We start from the raw sequence: 15,858 nt of genomic DNA, 5'->3' as shown, positions 1-15,858 counted from the left end.
TGGGGCGGATGCCGCGGTGCAGCGTTGCCGGCGAGGTTATGCCCAAAGCCGGCGGACTGGCAATTCCGCTTTATTCGCTTTTCTCATCGGTATCCGTGTCCTATTGATTTGCAACGATAATGATATGTTTGAGGAGGGCTTTGATGAGTGGATATGTTCTGGCGATCGATCAGGGAACGACATCGACGCGGGCGATCGTCTTCAATGGTGATATGCATGTCGCCGGCAAGGGCCAGAAGGAATTCACGCAAATCTATCCGCGTTCCGGCTGGGTGGAGCACGATGCCGAGGAGATCTGGGATTCGGTCGTTTCGACCGTCAACATGGCTTTGCGCGACGCCGGGATTACGGCGAGCGATGTTGCTGCACTCGGCATTACCAATCAGCGCGAGACGGTCGTCGTATGGGAGCGCGAGACGGGCCGGCCGATCCAGAATGCCATCGTCTGGCAGGACCGGCGCACGGCGAGCTATTGCGATAATCTGAAGCGGCAGGATCTCGAGCGGCTGTTCACCAAGAAGACCGGCCTGCTCCTCGATCCCTATTTCTCCGGAACGAAGCTTTCCTGGATGCTCGCCAACGTGAAGGGCGCGCGTGCGCGCGCCGCCAAGGGCGATCTCTGCTTCGGGACGATCGACACCTTCCTGATCTGGCGGCTGACCGGCGGCAAGAGTTTCGTCACCGACGCCACCAACGCCTCGCGCACCCTGATGTACAACATCGCCGAAAATAGCTGGGACGAGGATCTGCTCGATATTCTGCGCGTGCCGGCCGCCATGCTGCCGGAGGTGAAGGATTGCGCCGCCGATTTCGGGACGGTCGACGCCAATATCTTCGGCGCGCCGATCCCGATCCTCGGCGTTGCCGGCGACCAGCAGGCGGCAACCATCGGTCAGGCCTGTTTTGCGCCGGGCATGCTGAAATCGACCTATGGCACCGGCTGTTTCGCACTGCTCAACACCGGCGCCGATATGGTCCGCTCGAAAAACCGACTGCTGACCACCATCGCCTATCGCCTGAACGGTGAGACGACCTATGCCCTCGAGGGGTCGATCTTCATCGCCGGCGCAGCGGTGCAATGGCTGCGGGACGGACTCGGGATCATCGGCAGCGCCGCCGAGACCAACACGCTTGCCGAAAAGGCTGATCCGACGCAGGAGGTCTATCTCGTGCCCGCCTTTACCGGGCTGGGCGCGCCGCATTGGGACGCCAAGGCGCGCGGTGCCATATTCGGGCTGACACGCAATACCGGCCCGGCGGAATTCTCCCGAGCGGCGCTCGAAGCCGTCTGTTACCAGACGCGGGACCTGCTCGACGCGATGCAGAAGGACTGGAAGAACGGCACCGAGGATACCGTGCTACGCGTCGACGGCGGCATGGTCGCCTCCGACTGGACGATGCAGCGCCTCGCCGACCTGCTCGATGCCCCCGTCGACCGCCCGGTCATTCTCGAGACGACGGCGCTCGGTGCCGCCTGGCTCGCCGGCAGCCGGGCTGGGGTCTGGCCCGACAGGGACGGCTTTTCGGCGACGTGGAAACGCGACCGGCGGTTCGAGCCCGATATGGATGAGAAGGTGCGGGCGGCCAAGCTCAAGGGTTGGAAGAGTGCTGTCCGGCGGACGCTGAGCGAGAGCTAGTCTTCAACTGCGGCCGATCGTTCCTTCGGGCGCAGCTGACCACGATAATTTTTTGATGCGACCTGTCGGCCAAGCGGTTACTCCTTCGTCATTCGGAAAGAGGAGTGACCCGATGCATTATGCAATCCTTTGTTACGCTCACGAGGAAACCGTCTTCGCCTGGACCCAGGAGGAGGAGGCTGCCGTCATGGAGAAACTTTACGCCGTGCAGGAGCCGCTGGCGAAAGCCGGCAAGCTCGGTCCCGTCGGGCGGCTGATGCCGACGACGGCTGCGACCACGGTGCGCAAAGGCAAGGACGAGCCCTTGGTCATCGACGGGCCTTTTGCGGAAACAAAAGAGGCGCTTCTCGGCTTCTACGTGGTTGACTTCGAAACCCTCGACGAGGCCGTGGCCTTCTCGAAGCAGCTTTCATCGGTCAATCCCGGTTCGACCTCTTACGAAATTCGGCCGTTCTACGTCTTCAGGCCGGGAGATGCTGCATCATGACCGATATTGCCTGGATCGACCTTGCTCTTGCCTCGGCCCGCCCGAAGGCGCTTGGTGCGCTGCTGCGCTATTTCCGCGATCTCGACACGGCGGAAGAGGCGTTTCAGGAGGCATGCCTGAGGGCGATCCGGACCTGGCCGGAGAAAGGACCGCCACGCGATCCGACGGCCTGGCTCATATTCGTCGGCCGCAACAGCGGGATCGATGCGGTGCGCAAGCGGTCGAAGCTTCAGGCGCTGCCGGATGAGGATGTTATTTCCGATACCGAGGATGCCGAAAGCGATATCGCCGAGCGGCTGGACGATTCCAATTATCGCGACGATATCCTGCGGCTACTTTTTATCTGCTGCCATCCGGACCTGCCGGCCACCCAGCAGATCGCGCTGGCGCTGCGCATCGTGTCCGGCCTTTCGGTGCAGCAGATCGCCCGCGCATTCCTGGTCTCCGAAAGCGCCATGGAGCAGCGCATCACCCGGGCTAAGGCGCGCGTCGCAAAGGCCGGCGTGCCGTTCGAAACGCCGAGTCCTGAGGAGAGGGCCGAACGTCTCTCGATCGTCAGCACGATGATCTACCTCATCTTCAATGAGGGCTACAGTCAGGCCGACCCGAAGCATGAAGCCGCCGCCTTCAGTGATGAGGCGATTCGGCTGGGGCGGCTGATGCTGCACATTTTTCCCGCCGAACCGGAGCTGATGGGGCTGCTTGCGCTCATGCTTCTGCAGATTTCACGCCGGCCGGCGCGCTTCAGCGCCGAGGGCGAAATCGTGCTGCTCGAAGATCAGAACCGTTCGCTTTGGAACCAGCCCTTCATCAACGAAGCGCTGGCGCTGCTCGACAAGGCGCTGCGGCACCGCCAGCCCGGCCCTTATCAGCTTCAGGCGGCCATCGCCGCCATCCATTCTCGTGCGAAACGCGCTGACGATACCGACTGGGTGGAAATCGATCTGCTCTATCGCGCGCTGGAGCGTGTTCAGCCTTCCCCTGTCGTGACGCTCAATCGCGCGGTCGCTGTTTCCAAATTGCACGGGCCAAAGGACGCGCTCGATCTCATTGATACGCTTGGCGAGAAGCTCGGCGGCTATTTCTACTATCACGGCCTGCGGGGCGGGCTGCTGCAGCAGCTCGGCTTGACCTGCCAGGCGCGCGAAGCCTTCGATCGCGCCATCGCGCTTGCCCATTCGGCGGCCGAGGCGGCCCATATCCGCCGGCAGATCGACAAGATGCAGGAAGAGCCCACGCAGCCGATCGCAAATTAGTCAGGAAAAAGCGGCGCGCTGTCGGAACGGCGAAGTTCGACACGTCCTTGTAACAACCTGACAGGAAACAAGTCTCATTCAAATGGAGAGATGTGGAAATGACCGCAAGCACGCAACATGAACTCACCCTGGTTCGCGAATTCGACGCCCCGCGTGAGAAGATCTATAAGGCATGGACCGATCCCGACCTGCTGAAACAGTGGTTCGTACCGCGACCCTGGAGTGTCGCGGAAGCGACGCTCGACGTCCGCCCCGGCGGCTCCAATGTCATCGTCATGCAGGATCCCGAAGGCAATCAGTATCCGAACCGCGGCGTTTATCTCGAGCTCGTCGAGAGCGAGAAAATCGTCTTTACCGATGCCTATTCCAGCGCCTGGGTCCTTGCCGAAAAACCTTTCTTCACGGGGGTTATCCTGCTCGAGGACCTCGGCAATGGCAGGACGAAATATACGGCCAAGGCACTGCACTGGCGGGCCGAGGACAAGGAAGCGCACGAGAAGATGGGTTTCCACGAGGGATGGGGCAAGGCTGCGGACCAGCTGGCGGAATTGCTGGCGAAGATGTGAGCGCCGGGTAAAGTGGCGCGCTGGGCGGCGCCGTCCCGATGCTTCAAGTAGGGTTTGAGGTTGCTTGGAAGCTGATTCCGCGGAAGCTGTGAAGTCGTTGATTTTAGAGTGGAATGTTGAGTTGGGTGTGGCGATGTCTCGGTCGACGTCGGATGTAGCCTGTGTCAATTTGCAGACGTGAAAGGATACGTCCACATCCTCGCATCTGCACTCAACGGCACGCTCTCTACCGGCGTGACGCGGGACCTAGCCGGGCGATTATACGAGCATCAGAATGAGCTGTGACACCGGGCTTCACATCGAAATATGGCGTCAAGACGCTGGTGTGGTTTGAGGAGCATGATCTGCTGACGATAGCGATCACGCGGGAGAAGACGATCAAGAAATGGCCGCGGCAGTGGAAGCTTAATCTGATCGAGCGGGATAATCCTGAGTGGGAGCATATTTCGTTTCATCTGCTCAGTCTGTGACGAGTCTCCGTCGCGTGGACCCGCGACTGCTGGATTCCTCTGCTTGTCACAGGAATCCAGCAGCGCTGTGCAAACGGCGCAGAGACTCTTTACGACGCAACCAATAGGACATACCACCGCTATCGAAATTCTCGAACATTCTGTTCCAGAGTTTGTATTTGCGCCCGGTCTCGGCGATCCTTATCTCCGGGCGGAATGCAACAGGATGCGGACAATGGAACTCGGCCTTTACACCTTTGCGGACGTCAATCCTAACCCTTCCCGCGGCAAGGGAGCGGAGGGGGCTGAACGGCTGAAGCATCTGATCGAGGAGATCGCACTTGCCGATCAGGTGGGCCTCGATGTCTTCGGGCTCGGCGAACATCACCGGCCGGATTATGCGGCGTCGGCTCCCGCCGTCGCACTGGCGGCGGCAGCCGTCAAGACCAGGAATATCCGGCTGACGAGCGCCGTCACCGTGCTCTCTTCCGACGATCCCGTGCGCGTCTTTCAGCAATTTGCGACGCTCGATCTGATTTCCAACGGCCGGGCCGAAATCATGGCGGGGCGGGGCTCCTTTATCGAGTCCTTCCCGCTGTTCGGCTACAATCTCGAAGATTACGACCAGCTTTTCGAAGAGAAGCTCGATCTGCTCCTGGCGCTGCGCGACAGCGAGACGGTGGAATGGGAAGGCGAGCTTCGCGCGCCGATCCGTGGGCGCGGCGTCTATCCCAGGCCATTGCAGGATCCGCTGCCGTTGTGGGTTGCGGTCGGCGGTACGCCGCAGTCCGTGGCGCGCGCCGGCGCGCTCGGTCTGCCGGTGGCGCTCGCAATCATCGGCGGCGAACCGCGCCGATTCGCTCCGCTTTTCGATCTCTATCGCGAGGCGGCGCGCCGCGCAGGGCAGGACCAGGCGAAGCTGAAGACCAGCATCAATGTTCACGGATTCATCGCCGATACGACCGAGGCCGCCGCCGACCGGTTTTACGGGCCGCAGGCCGAAGTGATGAACCGCATCGGCCGCGAGCGCGGTTGGGGACCGACCAGCCGGGCGCAGTTCGACCTGTCGCGCGGGCCGAACGGCGCGCTGTTCGTCGGCGATCCGGAGGCGGTCGCGGAAAAGATCATCGCTCATCACAGGCTTTTCAGGAACGACCGCTTCCTATTGCAGATGGCGATCGGCCTGATGCCACATGCTGAGATCATGCGCGGCATCGAGCTCTACGGGACGAAAGTCGCGCCGATCGTCAGAAAGGCATTGACTGAAAGTGACGAAGGGGCGAAAGCCACCGCTTGAGGCGGCTGCGCCGCGCCCGCAAGGCCGGAAGATACGAATGGTTATCGCAAACGACGATGAACTGACAAAGCTCAAGGAGATCGGCCGGATCTGCGCCAACGCCATCCAGGTGATGGCGGCAACGATGGAGCCGGGCATGACGACGCTGGAGCTCGACCGGATCGGCCGCAAGGTGCTTGAGGATTCCGGCGCGCGCTCGGCGCCGGAATTCTGCTACCAGTTTCCCGGCGCCACCTGCATCAGCGTCAACGAGGAAATCGCCCACGGCATTCCCGGGCCACGTGTCATTCAGGCCGGCGACCTGATCAATATCGACGTCTCGGCCGAGAAAGACGGCTTCTTCGCCGATACCGGCGCTTCCTTTGCTATGCCGCCGGTCAAGCCAAAGATCGAACGGCTCTGCCGCGACGGACGGCGGGCGCTCTGGGTCGGGCTGAACCAGGTGAAATCGGGTGAGCCGCTGGCAAAGATCGGTACCGCGGTCGGCGCTTTCGCCCAGAAGAACCGCTACACGCTGGTCGCCAATCTGGCGAGCCACGGGGTCGGCCGTTCGCTGCACGAGGAGCCGGCCGAGCTCTCGACCTGGCCGGATCCATCGGAAAAGCGGGTCATGACGGATGGTCTCGTCTTTACGGTCGAGCCGTTCCTTTCACTCGGCGCCACATGGGCCGAGGGCGGCGACGATGCATGGACACTTTATGCCGATCCGAAGGCGCCGACCGTGCAATATGAGCACACGGTGGTCGCGACTCGCAACGGACCGGTGATTTTGACTTTGCCGGACGGGCGGTCGTAGGAAGCTCAGGGTATTCCTTGGTGGGGCGTCAGCGCACCCGCCTTGCCCTTCGGCCCCCTCCGGGGTACCTCAGGATGAGGCTCTCTTGGAGGCTGTGCGTGTGTCGCCTGCGCCTCATCCTTGGCACCGCCCCGTCTTCACCCCCGCGTTTACGGCTTGCCGCCCTGCAAGATCTCCGTCGCAGCGCGTTCCAATATTCCGGCGATGCGGGCGGCTTCGGCTTTCGACCAGGGATAGCGCATCCTAAGCGCCGAGCGCAGCAACATGCGGGCAGCGCGGATGTCGCCGCCGTCCTGCATGAAGTCGCCGTCATCGCTGTCGGCGCCGTGGCGGTCGGTTTCGAAAACGCGCTTTACATAGGCCATCTTCTCGCCGATGCGTTCGAGCTTGGCGAGTGTGTGCAGGATCATGTCGCGGTTTTCCTCGACGCGGCGGCGTCCGGCCTCGGTGATGCGATAAAGCTTCTTGGTGCCCTCGCTCTCAACTTCGGCAAGACCGGTTTCCTCAAGATAGGTGAGTGCGGGATAGATGACGCCGGGGCTCGGCACATAGAAGCCGCCGGAACGCTCCTCCAGCAACTTAATCAATTCGTAACCATGGCGCGGCTGCTCAGCGAGCAAGGCCAGGATGACGAGCTGCAGATCGCCTGCCGCGAATTTGCGGCCCATGCGAAACGCTTCGCCGAACATGCCGCCTTTAAAACCTCTCATGGCTTTTCCCTTCATCGCTAGATGTATCGTTGGATATGTCGTAAAACATATGTCGTAAGATACTCACTTTCAAGGCGAGCCGAGATTTTTTCGACCTTTCCGGAAATTGATCGACCGATCAGAAATAGTCGTTTGCGATGCCGGTGCTGCGGCGCGATAAGCACTGCATGCTTTCCCGCCCGCCTCACTCCCAGCCGAACCTCGTTGCCACTGCCGGTGCCGGCGCCGTTGCCATGGCGGCGGCCATGGGGTTCGGGCGCTTCTCCTACACGCCGATCCTGCCGGGGATGATCAGCGGGGTGCCGCTTTCGGCAGCGGATGCGGGCTTCATCGCCTCGGCGAATTTCGTCGGCTATCTCGTCGGCGCCGTGCTTGCGGCCTATGGCTGGGCGGCGGGGCGCGAGCGGCTGGTGGCACTCTCGGCGCTGCTTGCCACCGCAATTCTGCTCGCGGCCATGGCCGCCACCGATTCCGTCGCGGTCTTCGCCGTCATCCGCTTCCTGGCCGGCCTCGCCAGCGCCTTTGCGATGGTCTTCACCTCGTCGATCGTGCTCAGTCACGGGGCGGCGGCCGGCAACGACCATGTGCAAGCGGCGCATTTCGGCGGCCCGGGGGCGGGGATCGCACTATCCTCGGTGATGGTGCTATTGGTGGGTCTCGGCTTTCACGACGGGCCGGGCGGCTGGCGCGCCGACTGGATCGGCGGGGCGATCTATTGTGCGATAAGTCTCGTCGCCGTCTATCTTCTGCTGCCGTCGGCGCCGGCGCAAACGGCGCAGGCGGGCAAGGAGCCGGCGCTCATCTGGAGCCGGCCGATGGTGCTGGTAACCCTGTCCTACGGCCTGTTCGGCTTCGGCTATGTCATCACCGCGACCTTCCTCGTCACCATCGCCCGCCTCGCGGCAACGGGAGCTTTCGTTGAATTCCTCTGCTGGTTCATCGCCGGTGTGACGGCGGCGGTGGCGCTGTTTGCCTGGAAGCCGCTGGTGAGGCCGCTCGGGCTCGGCGGCGTCTATGTCGCGGCGCTTCTGGTCGAGGCGGCCGGCGTGCTTGCGACGGTGGCGCTGCCGCCTTCGGTCGCACCGCTGATCGGCGGCGCACTGTTCGGCGCGACGTTCCTGGCGATCACCGCTTACGGGCTGCAGATCGGCCGCAAGCTTTCGCCCAAGAGTCCGCGGCGGATCCTGGCCATGATGACCGCCGCCTTCGGCCTCGGTCAGATCGTGGGGCCAATCGTTGCCGGCTGGATCGCCGAACGCTCAGGCAGTTTCACCGTCCCAACGGTGATCGCAGCCGCTGCACTCCTGGTCTGCGGCGCGCTGGTGATGCCGGTGATCAAGAAAGTCGCCTAACCGGTTACATCTCCGTAACAATCGGCCGAAGCCATTGCTGCTTCCTTCGAACTGCCTTAGTTTCCGGCACAATCAGTGTTCCGCGACACTGCCGAAACTCACAGTTCAGGAAAGCAAAGCTCCCCGTGTTTCATTCGTTTTTTCCCCAGCCCAAGGCGTTCTTCACTTCGCTCGTCATTTGGACCCTGGTTTCCATTGCTGGTTGGTATCTTTTTGCCGCCGGTCTCGGTGCATCGCTCGGCTACGCACCGGTTCCCGAGGAGCAACAAGCGATTGACCTCTCGTTTTTCCTGATGTCGGAAAACGTCTGGTTTTACAGTTATTTTCTTCTGTCGGCAGTAATCTTCTGCGGCGCATGGCATGTGAAGGCGCTGCATCACCCCTGGAAGCTGTGGTCGATCTGGGGTTCGGCACTGATCATCTTCGTGACCTATTTCGGTGTCCAGATCAGCGTCGTGATCAACAATTGGCGCCGGCCATTCGGCGATCTTCTGCAGAACGCCTTGTCGAAGCAGCCGGGCATTTCCGTCGACAATTTTTACAGCCTGATGTGGGTCTTCTGCCAGATCGCATTCCTCAGCATGTTCGTGTCGATCATGACCGACTTCTTCACCAGCCACTACATCTTCCGCTGGCGCACGGCGATGAACAATTTCTACATGTCGAAGTGGGAAAAGCTGCGGCACATCGAGGGCGCCTCACAGCGCGTTCAGGAAGACACGATGCGCTTTTCCAGCACCCTCGAAGGTCTCGGAATCAGCCTTATCAACTCGGTGATGACGCTGGTGGTCTTCCTCCCGATTCTTCTGGCGCTCTCGCATTATGTAACGGAACTGCCGTTCATCGGCCCGGTGGCAAATTCGCTCTTCTGGCTGGCGCTCTTCTGGTCGGCGTTCGGTACGGTGCTGCTGGCAGTCGTCGGCATCAAGCTGCCGGGCCTGAACTTCCGCAACCAGCGCGTCGAGGCCGCTTATCGCAAGGAACTGGTTTACGGCGAGGACCATCCGGACCGGGCGCAACCGCCAACAGTCCGAGAGCTCTTCGGGAATGTTCGCCGGAACTATTACCGCATGTATTTCCACTATATGTATTTCAACGTCGCCCGCTATTTCTATATCCAGGCTGACGCGCTGTTCGTGGTCTTCATGCTGGTGCCGACAATCGTCGCGGGCGCCATCACCTACGGCATTTTTCAGCAGATCTCGACCGCCTTCGGCCAAGTCAGCAACTCGTTCCAGTATCTGGTCAACTCCTGGACGACGATCATCGAGCTGCTTTCCATTCACAAACGTCTGAAGGCCTTCGAGGCGGCCATCGATGACGAACCGCTGCCGGAAATCGATCAGCGTTATCTGGAACGCGAAGTGGGCGTCGTGCACGCCGATGGTTGACGGGTAAGGCTTGATCGGATGGGAGGTGGCTTTAATGCCTGGTGTGCCGTGTGGCCCCTAATCCCGCCGCCGCCACCTTCTCCCCGCTGGGGAGAAGAGACTCGAGGCGGCATCTTGTTTCCCCTTCACCCCTCGGGGACAAGGTGCCCGAAGGGGGGTTGAGGGGGCAGCACGGCACCTCACCACACCTTACCTCATTCAAATACCTTGTCAGAGCCCCGACGCCTGCTGCAGCTTGCCCCGCGCCTGGATCATCGGGATCGCTTCGGAATAGCTGACGCAGGCCACGTCCGCGCGGTGGCAGACGTCGCTGACCAGGCGGTCCAGCGCCCGCCAGTAGGCGCCGCCGTTCATCTCCACGAAATGGAAGCCGAGCTGGAGCGGGATGCGGTTGCCGTTGTACTGGCGGTCGAAGGCCTGGGAGAAGGCGGCATAGGAGCGATCCTCGAATTCCTTCGAATCCGCCCTGTCTTCCTCGCCCTTGGAGTGGCGGACGAAGAGATTGTAGTCCATGCCTATGATCGGCTTTTCGCTCGGGCCTTCGGGGATCAGCGGCAGGCCGAAGCGGAGGATACCGTCCTCTTCGACCGGCATGGCCGGGCCTTTGGTGACGAGGCTTGCATCGTAGGTGAAGCCGGCCTTCTTTTCGGCGGCGATCATATCGGCGCCTGCCGTTGCCGAGAGGTAGGGGGCGCGAAAACCCTTGATGCCATGATCGACAAGGTCCTGCCAGTCGGCCGGCTCGTCGAGGCCGACGCTCTTCCAGGCGTTTTTCAACGTCGCATGGAAGGTCGCGTATTCGGCGAACCAGTCGGCCTCGCTCCAGAGGCGGCCGTCGAAATGGCCGCAGGCATGGCTTGCTATGTCGTGACCTTCGAGATGGGCGTGCCAGATATTGCCGAGGCGCTCGCGGATCTCGTCGTCGCTCCGGGCAAAGCCGACATTGGATTTTCCGGGTTTCTGGTGCGGCGCCTGATAGGCCTTCTTCGCCGCCTCGTTCATCAGAAAGGTGCAGGAAAGGAAATAGGTAAAATGGGCGCCGTTCTTCGCCGCCATCTCGCGGCTCTTCAGCCAGAGCGCGTTGTCGTGGGCGCCGTCAAAGGAGATGATGACGAGTTGCTTCGGCGGGTCGGCCGCCTCTGCCGCCGCGGGAGGAACGAGGGAGGCAACCAGGCAGGTGGCGAGGAGAGGACGAGACATGGGCACCGCGACAATTTGTTCGTGGTTTCCCTCCGACAGAATTGCGGCGAAGCTGCGGTCACAACTGGCGTTTTTTCCCGCAAACCGCTAAGTCATGTCAAACTGCACGGAAGGGACCGCAATGGCACTGCTTATCGTCGGCATCATACTTTTTCTCGGGGTGCATCTGGTGCGGGTGGTGGCTCCGGATCTGCGCCGCTCGATGATCGCGCGCCTCGGCGAGAATGGCTGGCGGGCCGGTTATTCGATTGCGAGCATCGCCACGCTGATCCTTCTGATCTACGGTTTCGGCCAGGCCCGGCAGGTGACCGGCATGCTGTACAATCCGCCGGTCTGGATGGCGCATATCACGATCACGCTGATGCTGATCGCGATCATCTGTCTCGTCGCCTCGCTGCTGCCGGCGGGGCATATTGCGACGAAGACCAAACATCCGATGGTGCTGTCGGTGAAGATCTGGGCGCTGGCGCATCTTCTTGCCAATGGCGAGACGTCGTCGGTGCTGCTGTTTGCGGCGTTCCTTGCCTGGGGCGTGATCGTGCGGATTTCGCTCAAGCGCCGCGAGCGGGCGGGGGAAATCACGCTCCGGCCCTTCGTCTCGACCAAGTACGACGTCTATGCCGCCGTTATCGGCATCGTCCTCTGGGCGCTGATCATCTGGAAGCTGCACGTATGGCTGATCGGCGTTTCGCCGCTCGCCATGTGACGAATCTTTCACATCCCCCTTACAACGGCGGCAAAATGGGGTAGAAGGCCGGAAATGTGCGTGTCATGCACATGCGTATAGGTATTTCCGCGGCCGGAGACGAGAATGGCATTCAACGACGACAGCTTCATCCGTGAAGTCAATGAGGAATTGCGGTCAGACCAGATGAAGGGCGTCTGGCGCCGGTTCGGCCGCTATATCATTGTCGTCGCCATTCTGATCGTTCTCGGCACCGCCGGCAAGGTTCTCTACGAATATTGGGATGATACCCGCTCCTCCAGCGCCGGCGACCAGTTTCTGGCGGCGATGAAGCTTGCCGACGAGAACAAGAACGATGAGGCGCTGGCCGCGCTCGACAAGCTGGAGAAGGAAGGCCATGGCGCCTATCCGGTGCTGGCGCGCATGCGGGCCGCGACCGTCCGGGCCCAGAAGGGCGATGCCAACGCCGCGATCGCCGATTTCAACGAGATCGGCAAAGACAACGGCGTTCCCGTTGCCCTGCGCGACGCCGCCAAAATGCGTGCCGGCTGGCTGCTGATCGAGAACGGCTCCTATGAGCAGGTTTCGGCCGCGATCGAGGAAATGGCCGTGCCGGGCAACGCTTTCCGCCATTCGGCGCGCGAGGCACTCGGTCTGGCCGCCTACAAGGCAGGCAACATGGCCCAGGCGCGGCAATGGTTCCAGTCAATTATCGATGACGCCGAAAGCCCGCGTCCTGTTGCCAATCGCGCCCAGATGATGCTTGATCTCATTACCGCATCCGGTAACGCGCCCGCCGCGCAGGGCTGAGTTTTAAGGAAAAAGTATGAGTTTCACGGTCGCCATCGTCGGTCGTCCGAATGTCGGCAAGTCGACGCTTTTCAACCGCTTGGTGGGCAAGAAGCTTGCGCTCGTCGACGATACGCCCGGCGTGACCCGCGACCGCCGGCCGGGCGATGCGCGGCTGATGGGCCTGACCTTTACGATTATCGATACGGCGGGTCTGGAAGAGGCCGACGAAGAAAGTCTGCAGGGCCGGATGCGCGCCCAGACGGAAGCGGCGATCGATGAGGCCGATCTTTCACTTTTCGTCGTCGATGCCAAGAACGGGCTGACGCCTGTTGATACCGCTCTTGCCGAAATGCTGCGCCGGCGCGGCAAGCCGGTGGTGCTCGTTGCCAATAAATCCGAAGCGCGCGGCTCCGACAGCGGCTTCTACGACGCTTATACGCTGGGGCTTGGCGAGCCGACGCCGATTTCGGCCGAACACGGGCAGGGCATGATCGACCTGCGCGACGCGATCGTCGCGGCGATCGGCAAGGACCGCGCCTATGCCAAGGAGGATGTCGCGGTTACCGATGTCGACATTCCGCCGAGCGAAAACGAGGCCGACGGCGAGGACGAAGAGCCGATCTACGACGACACCAAGCCGCTCAGGGTGGCGATCGTCGGCCGGCCGAATGCGGGCAAGTCGACGCTGATCAACCGTTTCCTCGGTGAGGACCGGCTGCTGACCGGGCCGGAGGCCGGCATTACCCGCGACTCCATATCGGTCGAATGGGATTGGCGCGGCCGCACCATCAAGATGTTCGACACCGCAGGTATGCGTCGCAAGGCTCGGGTAACCGAAAAGCTGGAGAAGCTTTCGGTCGCCGATGCTCTGCGCGCCATCCGTTTCGCCGAGACCGTGGTCATCGTCTTCGATGCGACGATCCCCTTCGAGAAGCAGGACCTGCAGATCGTCGATCTCGTGTTGCGCGAGGGGCGCGCCGCCGTTCTCGCCTTCAACAAATGGGACATGATCGAGGACCGGCAGGCGGTGCTTGCCGACCTGCGTGAAAAGACCGACCGGCTGCTGCCGCAGGCGCGCGGCATCCGCGCCGTGCCGATCTCCGGCCAGACCGGCTGGGGGCTCGACAAGCTGATGCAGTCGATCATCGATACCGACCGGGTCTGGAACAAGCGCATCTCGACGGCAAAGCTCAACCGCTGGCTGGAAACGCAGCAGATCCAGCATCCGCCACCGGCCGTCTCCGGCCGGCGGATCAAGCTGAAATACATGACCCAGGTGAAGGCCCGCCCGCCGGCCTTCATGATCTCCTGCACGCGTTCCGACGCGCTGCCGGAATCCTATACGCGCTATCTGATCAACGGGCTGCGCGCCGATTTCGACATGCCGAGCGTGCCGATCCGGATCCATTTCCGTTCGGCTGAGAATCCGTTCGAGTCGAAGAAGAAGCGGACGTAGGGGCTAGAGCATGATGCCGAAAAGTGTGAGCGGTTTCGGACGACATCATGCTCTAACTCTTTAATTTAGAACAGGATTCAGATTTTAGGCCGACCGGGTCTAAAATCATCCTGTTCTAAGGCGCTGGGTTGGGGGGGGCCCAAGCACCACCGATCTCGATCGCCCTGAGCCTAAACCATGCTCTTATTCAGCGCCTCACGCAGCGCCACGACCTCAGCCTGGAGCCGAGTAAGATCCGCCGCATCACGGCCGCTCGCTTCCACGATGCAGCCGGGAATGCCGATCGCTTTTTCCTTCAGGCGATTACCCGCCTCGCTGAGCCGAATGACGACGACGCGTTCGTCCTCGTTGCTGCGTTCGCGCCTGATATAGCCGGCGCTTTCCAAGCGCTTGAGCAGTGGCGTCAGCGTGCTCGATTCCAGGAACAGCTTTTCGCTGAGGCCGCCGACAGTCTGCCCGTCTTTTTCCCATAACGCGACCATGGCCAGATATTGTGGATAGGTGAGGCGGAGCGCGTCGAGAAGCGGCTTGTAGACGCGGTTCAAAGCATGACTTGCCGTATAGACGGCAAAGCAGATGAAATTGTCGAGCTTCAACTGATCCTGCATGGGGCATCTCCAAAACTGACCGAATTTATATCGCACGATAAATAATCGCAAGCGTGTTTTGTGCATGGCAGGCATGCCGCAATTTTAGTTGCTCGATAAATAATCGTGCGCGATGTAAACCGTGTTCGAGACGAACACTGAAACCGAGAGGACAAGACAATGTCGACCATCAAGACCGCAATTTCCGCAGCCGCACTTCTGGCAGCCTCCGCCGCCGGCGCCCTGGCCGATCCGGTACTCGAGCCGACAACACAGAAGTTCATCGATAGTCTTGCCGGCGCCAAGCCGATCTACACGCTGTCGCCTGCCGATGCCCGCAATGTGCTGGCGGGTGCGCAGAAGGGCGATGTCAAGAAGCTGGCGGCCAAGGAAGAAGACAAGGTCGTCAAATCAGGCCCGACCGGCAGCATCAAGCTGCGCATCGTCCGCCCGGAACATGCCAAGGGTACGCTGCCGGTTATTCTCTATTTCCACGGCGGTGGCTGGGTGCTCGGCGATGCTGACACGCATGACCGGCTGGTGCGCGAGATCGCCAACGGCGCTGATGCCGCTGTCGTCTTCGTGGACTACGAACGCTCGCCGGAAGCCCGTTATCCCGTGGCCATCGAGCAGGCCTATGCCGCGACCAAATATGTCGCCGAGCATGCCAAAGAGTTTAACCTCGACGCCAGCAGGCTCGCCGTTGCAGGCGACAGCGTCGGCGGCAATATGGCGGCCGTGGTGACCCTGCTTGCCAAGGAGCGCGGCGGTCCCGCCATCGACCAGCAGGTGCTGTTCTACCCCGTCACCGACGCCAATTTCGACAATGGTTCCTACAATGAGTTCGCCAATGGCCCCTGGCTGACGAAGGAAGCGATGAAGTGGTTCTGGAACGCCTATCTGCCAGATGAGGCCAAGCGCAAGGAACCGACCGCTTCGCCGCTGCAGGCATCGCTCGAACAGTTGAACGGTCTGCCGCCGGCTCTGATCATCACCGATGAAAATGACGTCCTTCGCGACGAAGGCGAGGCCTATGGCCGCAAGCTCAGCCAGGCCGGCGTCAAGGTCACCTCGATCCGCTACAACGGTACGATCCACGACTTCGTGCTGCTGAATGCGATTACCGAAACGCCGGCGGTCCGCAGCGCGATCAAGGTCGCGAACGACACGCTTCGCAACGCTTTGCATAAGTAAGGG

Annotated in this window: 15 protein-coding genes and 1 pseudogene; 13 read left to right on the top strand and 3 right to left on the bottom strand. The window is 61.4% G+C overall.

The genetic code is table 11. The features are described from left to right. Positions 1-143: 143 nt before the first annotated feature. The 7 genes and pseudogenes from glpK to map all read left to right on the top strand — a co-directional run bounded on the left by glpK (position 144) and on the right by map (position 6,488). Positions 144-1,637 carry a glycerol kinase GlpK gene (gene glpK / locus J2J99_RS16345; RefSeq protein ID WP_168300593.1) on the top strand — a complete coding sequence of 498 codons (1,494 nt, stop codon included), beginning with the start codon at positions 144-146 and terminating at the stop codon, positions 1,635-1,637. Positions 1,638-1,749: 112 nt separating this feature from the next. Next, complete coding sequence (locus tag J2J99_RS16340) at positions 1,750-2,124, top strand: YciI family protein (RefSeq protein ID WP_168300594.1); 375 nt, start codon at positions 1,750-1,752, stop codon at positions 2,122-2,124. Next, positions 2,121-3,380, top strand: a complete 1,260-nt coding sequence (locus tag J2J99_RS16335; protein WP_168300595.1) for an RNA polymerase sigma factor — start codon at positions 2,121-2,123, stop codon at positions 3,378-3,380. Before J2J99_RS16340 ends, J2J99_RS16335 begins: the two co-directional genes overlap by 4 nt. 98 nt (positions 3,381-3,478) lie before the next feature. Further along, positions 3,479-3,946, top strand: coding sequence for an SRPBCC family protein (locus tag J2J99_RS16330; RefSeq protein WP_168300596.1), 468 nt, complete (start codon positions 3,479-3,481; stop codon positions 3,944-3,946). Between the two features lie 177 nt (positions 3,947-4,123). After that, positions 4,124-4,416 (top strand): annotated as a pseudogene (locus tag J2J99_RS16325) (GIY-YIG nuclease family protein). Positions 4,417-4,630: 214 nt separating this feature from the next. Then, the gene (locus tag J2J99_RS16320; RefSeq protein WP_168300597.1) at positions 4,631-5,692 is read left to right on the top strand and encodes an LLM class flavin-dependent oxidoreductase; all 1,062 of its coding nucleotides are present in this window, start codon (positions 4,631-4,633) and stop codon (positions 5,690-5,692) included. A gap of 37 nt (positions 5,693-5,729) precedes the next feature. Beyond that, positions 5,730-6,488 carry a type I methionyl aminopeptidase gene (gene map / locus J2J99_RS16315; protein ID WP_168300598.1) on the top strand — a complete coding sequence of 253 codons (759 nt, stop codon included), beginning with the start codon at positions 5,730-5,732 and terminating at the stop codon, positions 6,486-6,488. Between the two features lie 149 nt (positions 6,489-6,637). Here map and J2J99_RS16310 read toward each other — a convergent pair whose 3' ends face one another. Then, positions 6,638-7,198, bottom strand: a complete 561-nt coding sequence (locus J2J99_RS16310; RefSeq protein ID WP_168300599.1) for a PadR family transcriptional regulator — start codon at positions 7,196-7,198, stop codon at positions 6,638-6,640. A gap of 137 nt (positions 7,199-7,335) precedes the next feature. Between J2J99_RS16310 and J2J99_RS16305 the strand changes: the two genes are divergently transcribed. Both J2J99_RS16305 and sbmA read left to right on the top strand, forming a co-directional pair. Beyond that, positions 7,336-8,550 carry a YbfB/YjiJ family MFS transporter gene (locus tag J2J99_RS16305; protein WP_168300600.1) on the top strand — a complete coding sequence of 405 codons (1,215 nt, stop codon included), beginning with the start codon at positions 7,336-7,338 and terminating at the stop codon, positions 8,548-8,550. A gap of 125 nt (positions 8,551-8,675) precedes the next feature. Continuing rightward, on the top strand, positions 8,676-9,941 hold the full coding sequence (sbmA, locus tag J2J99_RS16300; RefSeq protein ID WP_168300601.1) for a peptide antibiotic transporter SbmA: 1,266 nt from the start codon (positions 8,676-8,678) through the stop codon (positions 9,939-9,941). A gap of 210 nt (positions 9,942-10,151) precedes the next feature. Here sbmA and J2J99_RS16295 read toward each other — a convergent pair whose 3' ends face one another. Beyond that, a complete protein-coding gene (locus tag J2J99_RS16295) occupies positions 10,152-11,141 on the bottom strand; it encodes a polysaccharide deacetylase family protein (protein ID WP_168300602.1) in 990 nt (329 codons plus the stop codon). A 121-nt stretch (positions 11,142-11,262) separates the two neighbouring features. Here J2J99_RS16295 and J2J99_RS16290 point away from each other — a divergent pair, with 121 nt between their 5' ends. The 3 genes from J2J99_RS16290 (at position 11,263) to der (ending at position 14,074) form a co-directional block, all read left to right on the top strand. Further along, on the top strand, positions 11,263-11,847 hold the full coding sequence (locus tag J2J99_RS16290) for an NnrU family protein (RefSeq protein ID WP_168300603.1): 585 nt from the start codon (positions 11,263-11,265) through the stop codon (positions 11,845-11,847). A 105-nt stretch (positions 11,848-11,952) separates the two neighbouring features. Next, positions 11,953-12,636 (top strand): tetratricopeptide repeat protein, encoded by a 684-nt coding sequence (locus J2J99_RS16285; protein ID WP_168300604.1) that lies wholly within the window; start codon positions 11,953-11,955, stop codon positions 12,634-12,636. Positions 12,637-12,652: 16 nt separating this feature from the next. Then, positions 12,653-14,074, top strand: coding sequence for a ribosome biogenesis GTPase Der (der, locus tag J2J99_RS16280; RefSeq protein WP_168300605.1), 1,422 nt, complete (start codon positions 12,653-12,655; stop codon positions 14,072-14,074). Positions 14,075-14,244: 170 nt separating this feature from the next. Here the strand turns inward: der and J2J99_RS16275 are convergent, their stop codons facing one another. Further along, on the bottom strand, positions 14,245-14,682 hold the full coding sequence (locus J2J99_RS16275) for a MarR family winged helix-turn-helix transcriptional regulator (protein WP_168300606.1): 438 nt from the start codon (positions 14,680-14,682) through the stop codon (positions 14,245-14,247). Positions 14,683-14,841: 159 nt separating this feature from the next. Here J2J99_RS16275 and J2J99_RS16270 point away from each other — a divergent pair, with 159 nt between their 5' ends. Further along, positions 14,842-15,855 (top strand): alpha/beta hydrolase, encoded by a 1,014-nt coding sequence (locus tag J2J99_RS16270; RefSeq protein WP_168300607.1) that lies wholly within the window; start codon positions 14,842-14,844, stop codon positions 15,853-15,855. The last annotated feature ends 3 nt before the right edge of the window (positions 15,856-15,858 follow it).

The sequence above is a fragment of the Rhizobium binae genome, from assembly GCF_017357225.1.
Lineage (GTDB): Bacteria > Pseudomonadota > Alphaproteobacteria > Rhizobiales > Rhizobiaceae > Rhizobium > Rhizobium binae.
Note: the sequence above shows the minus strand (reverse complement) of the source record. Positions and strands in the feature narration are given on the sequence as shown.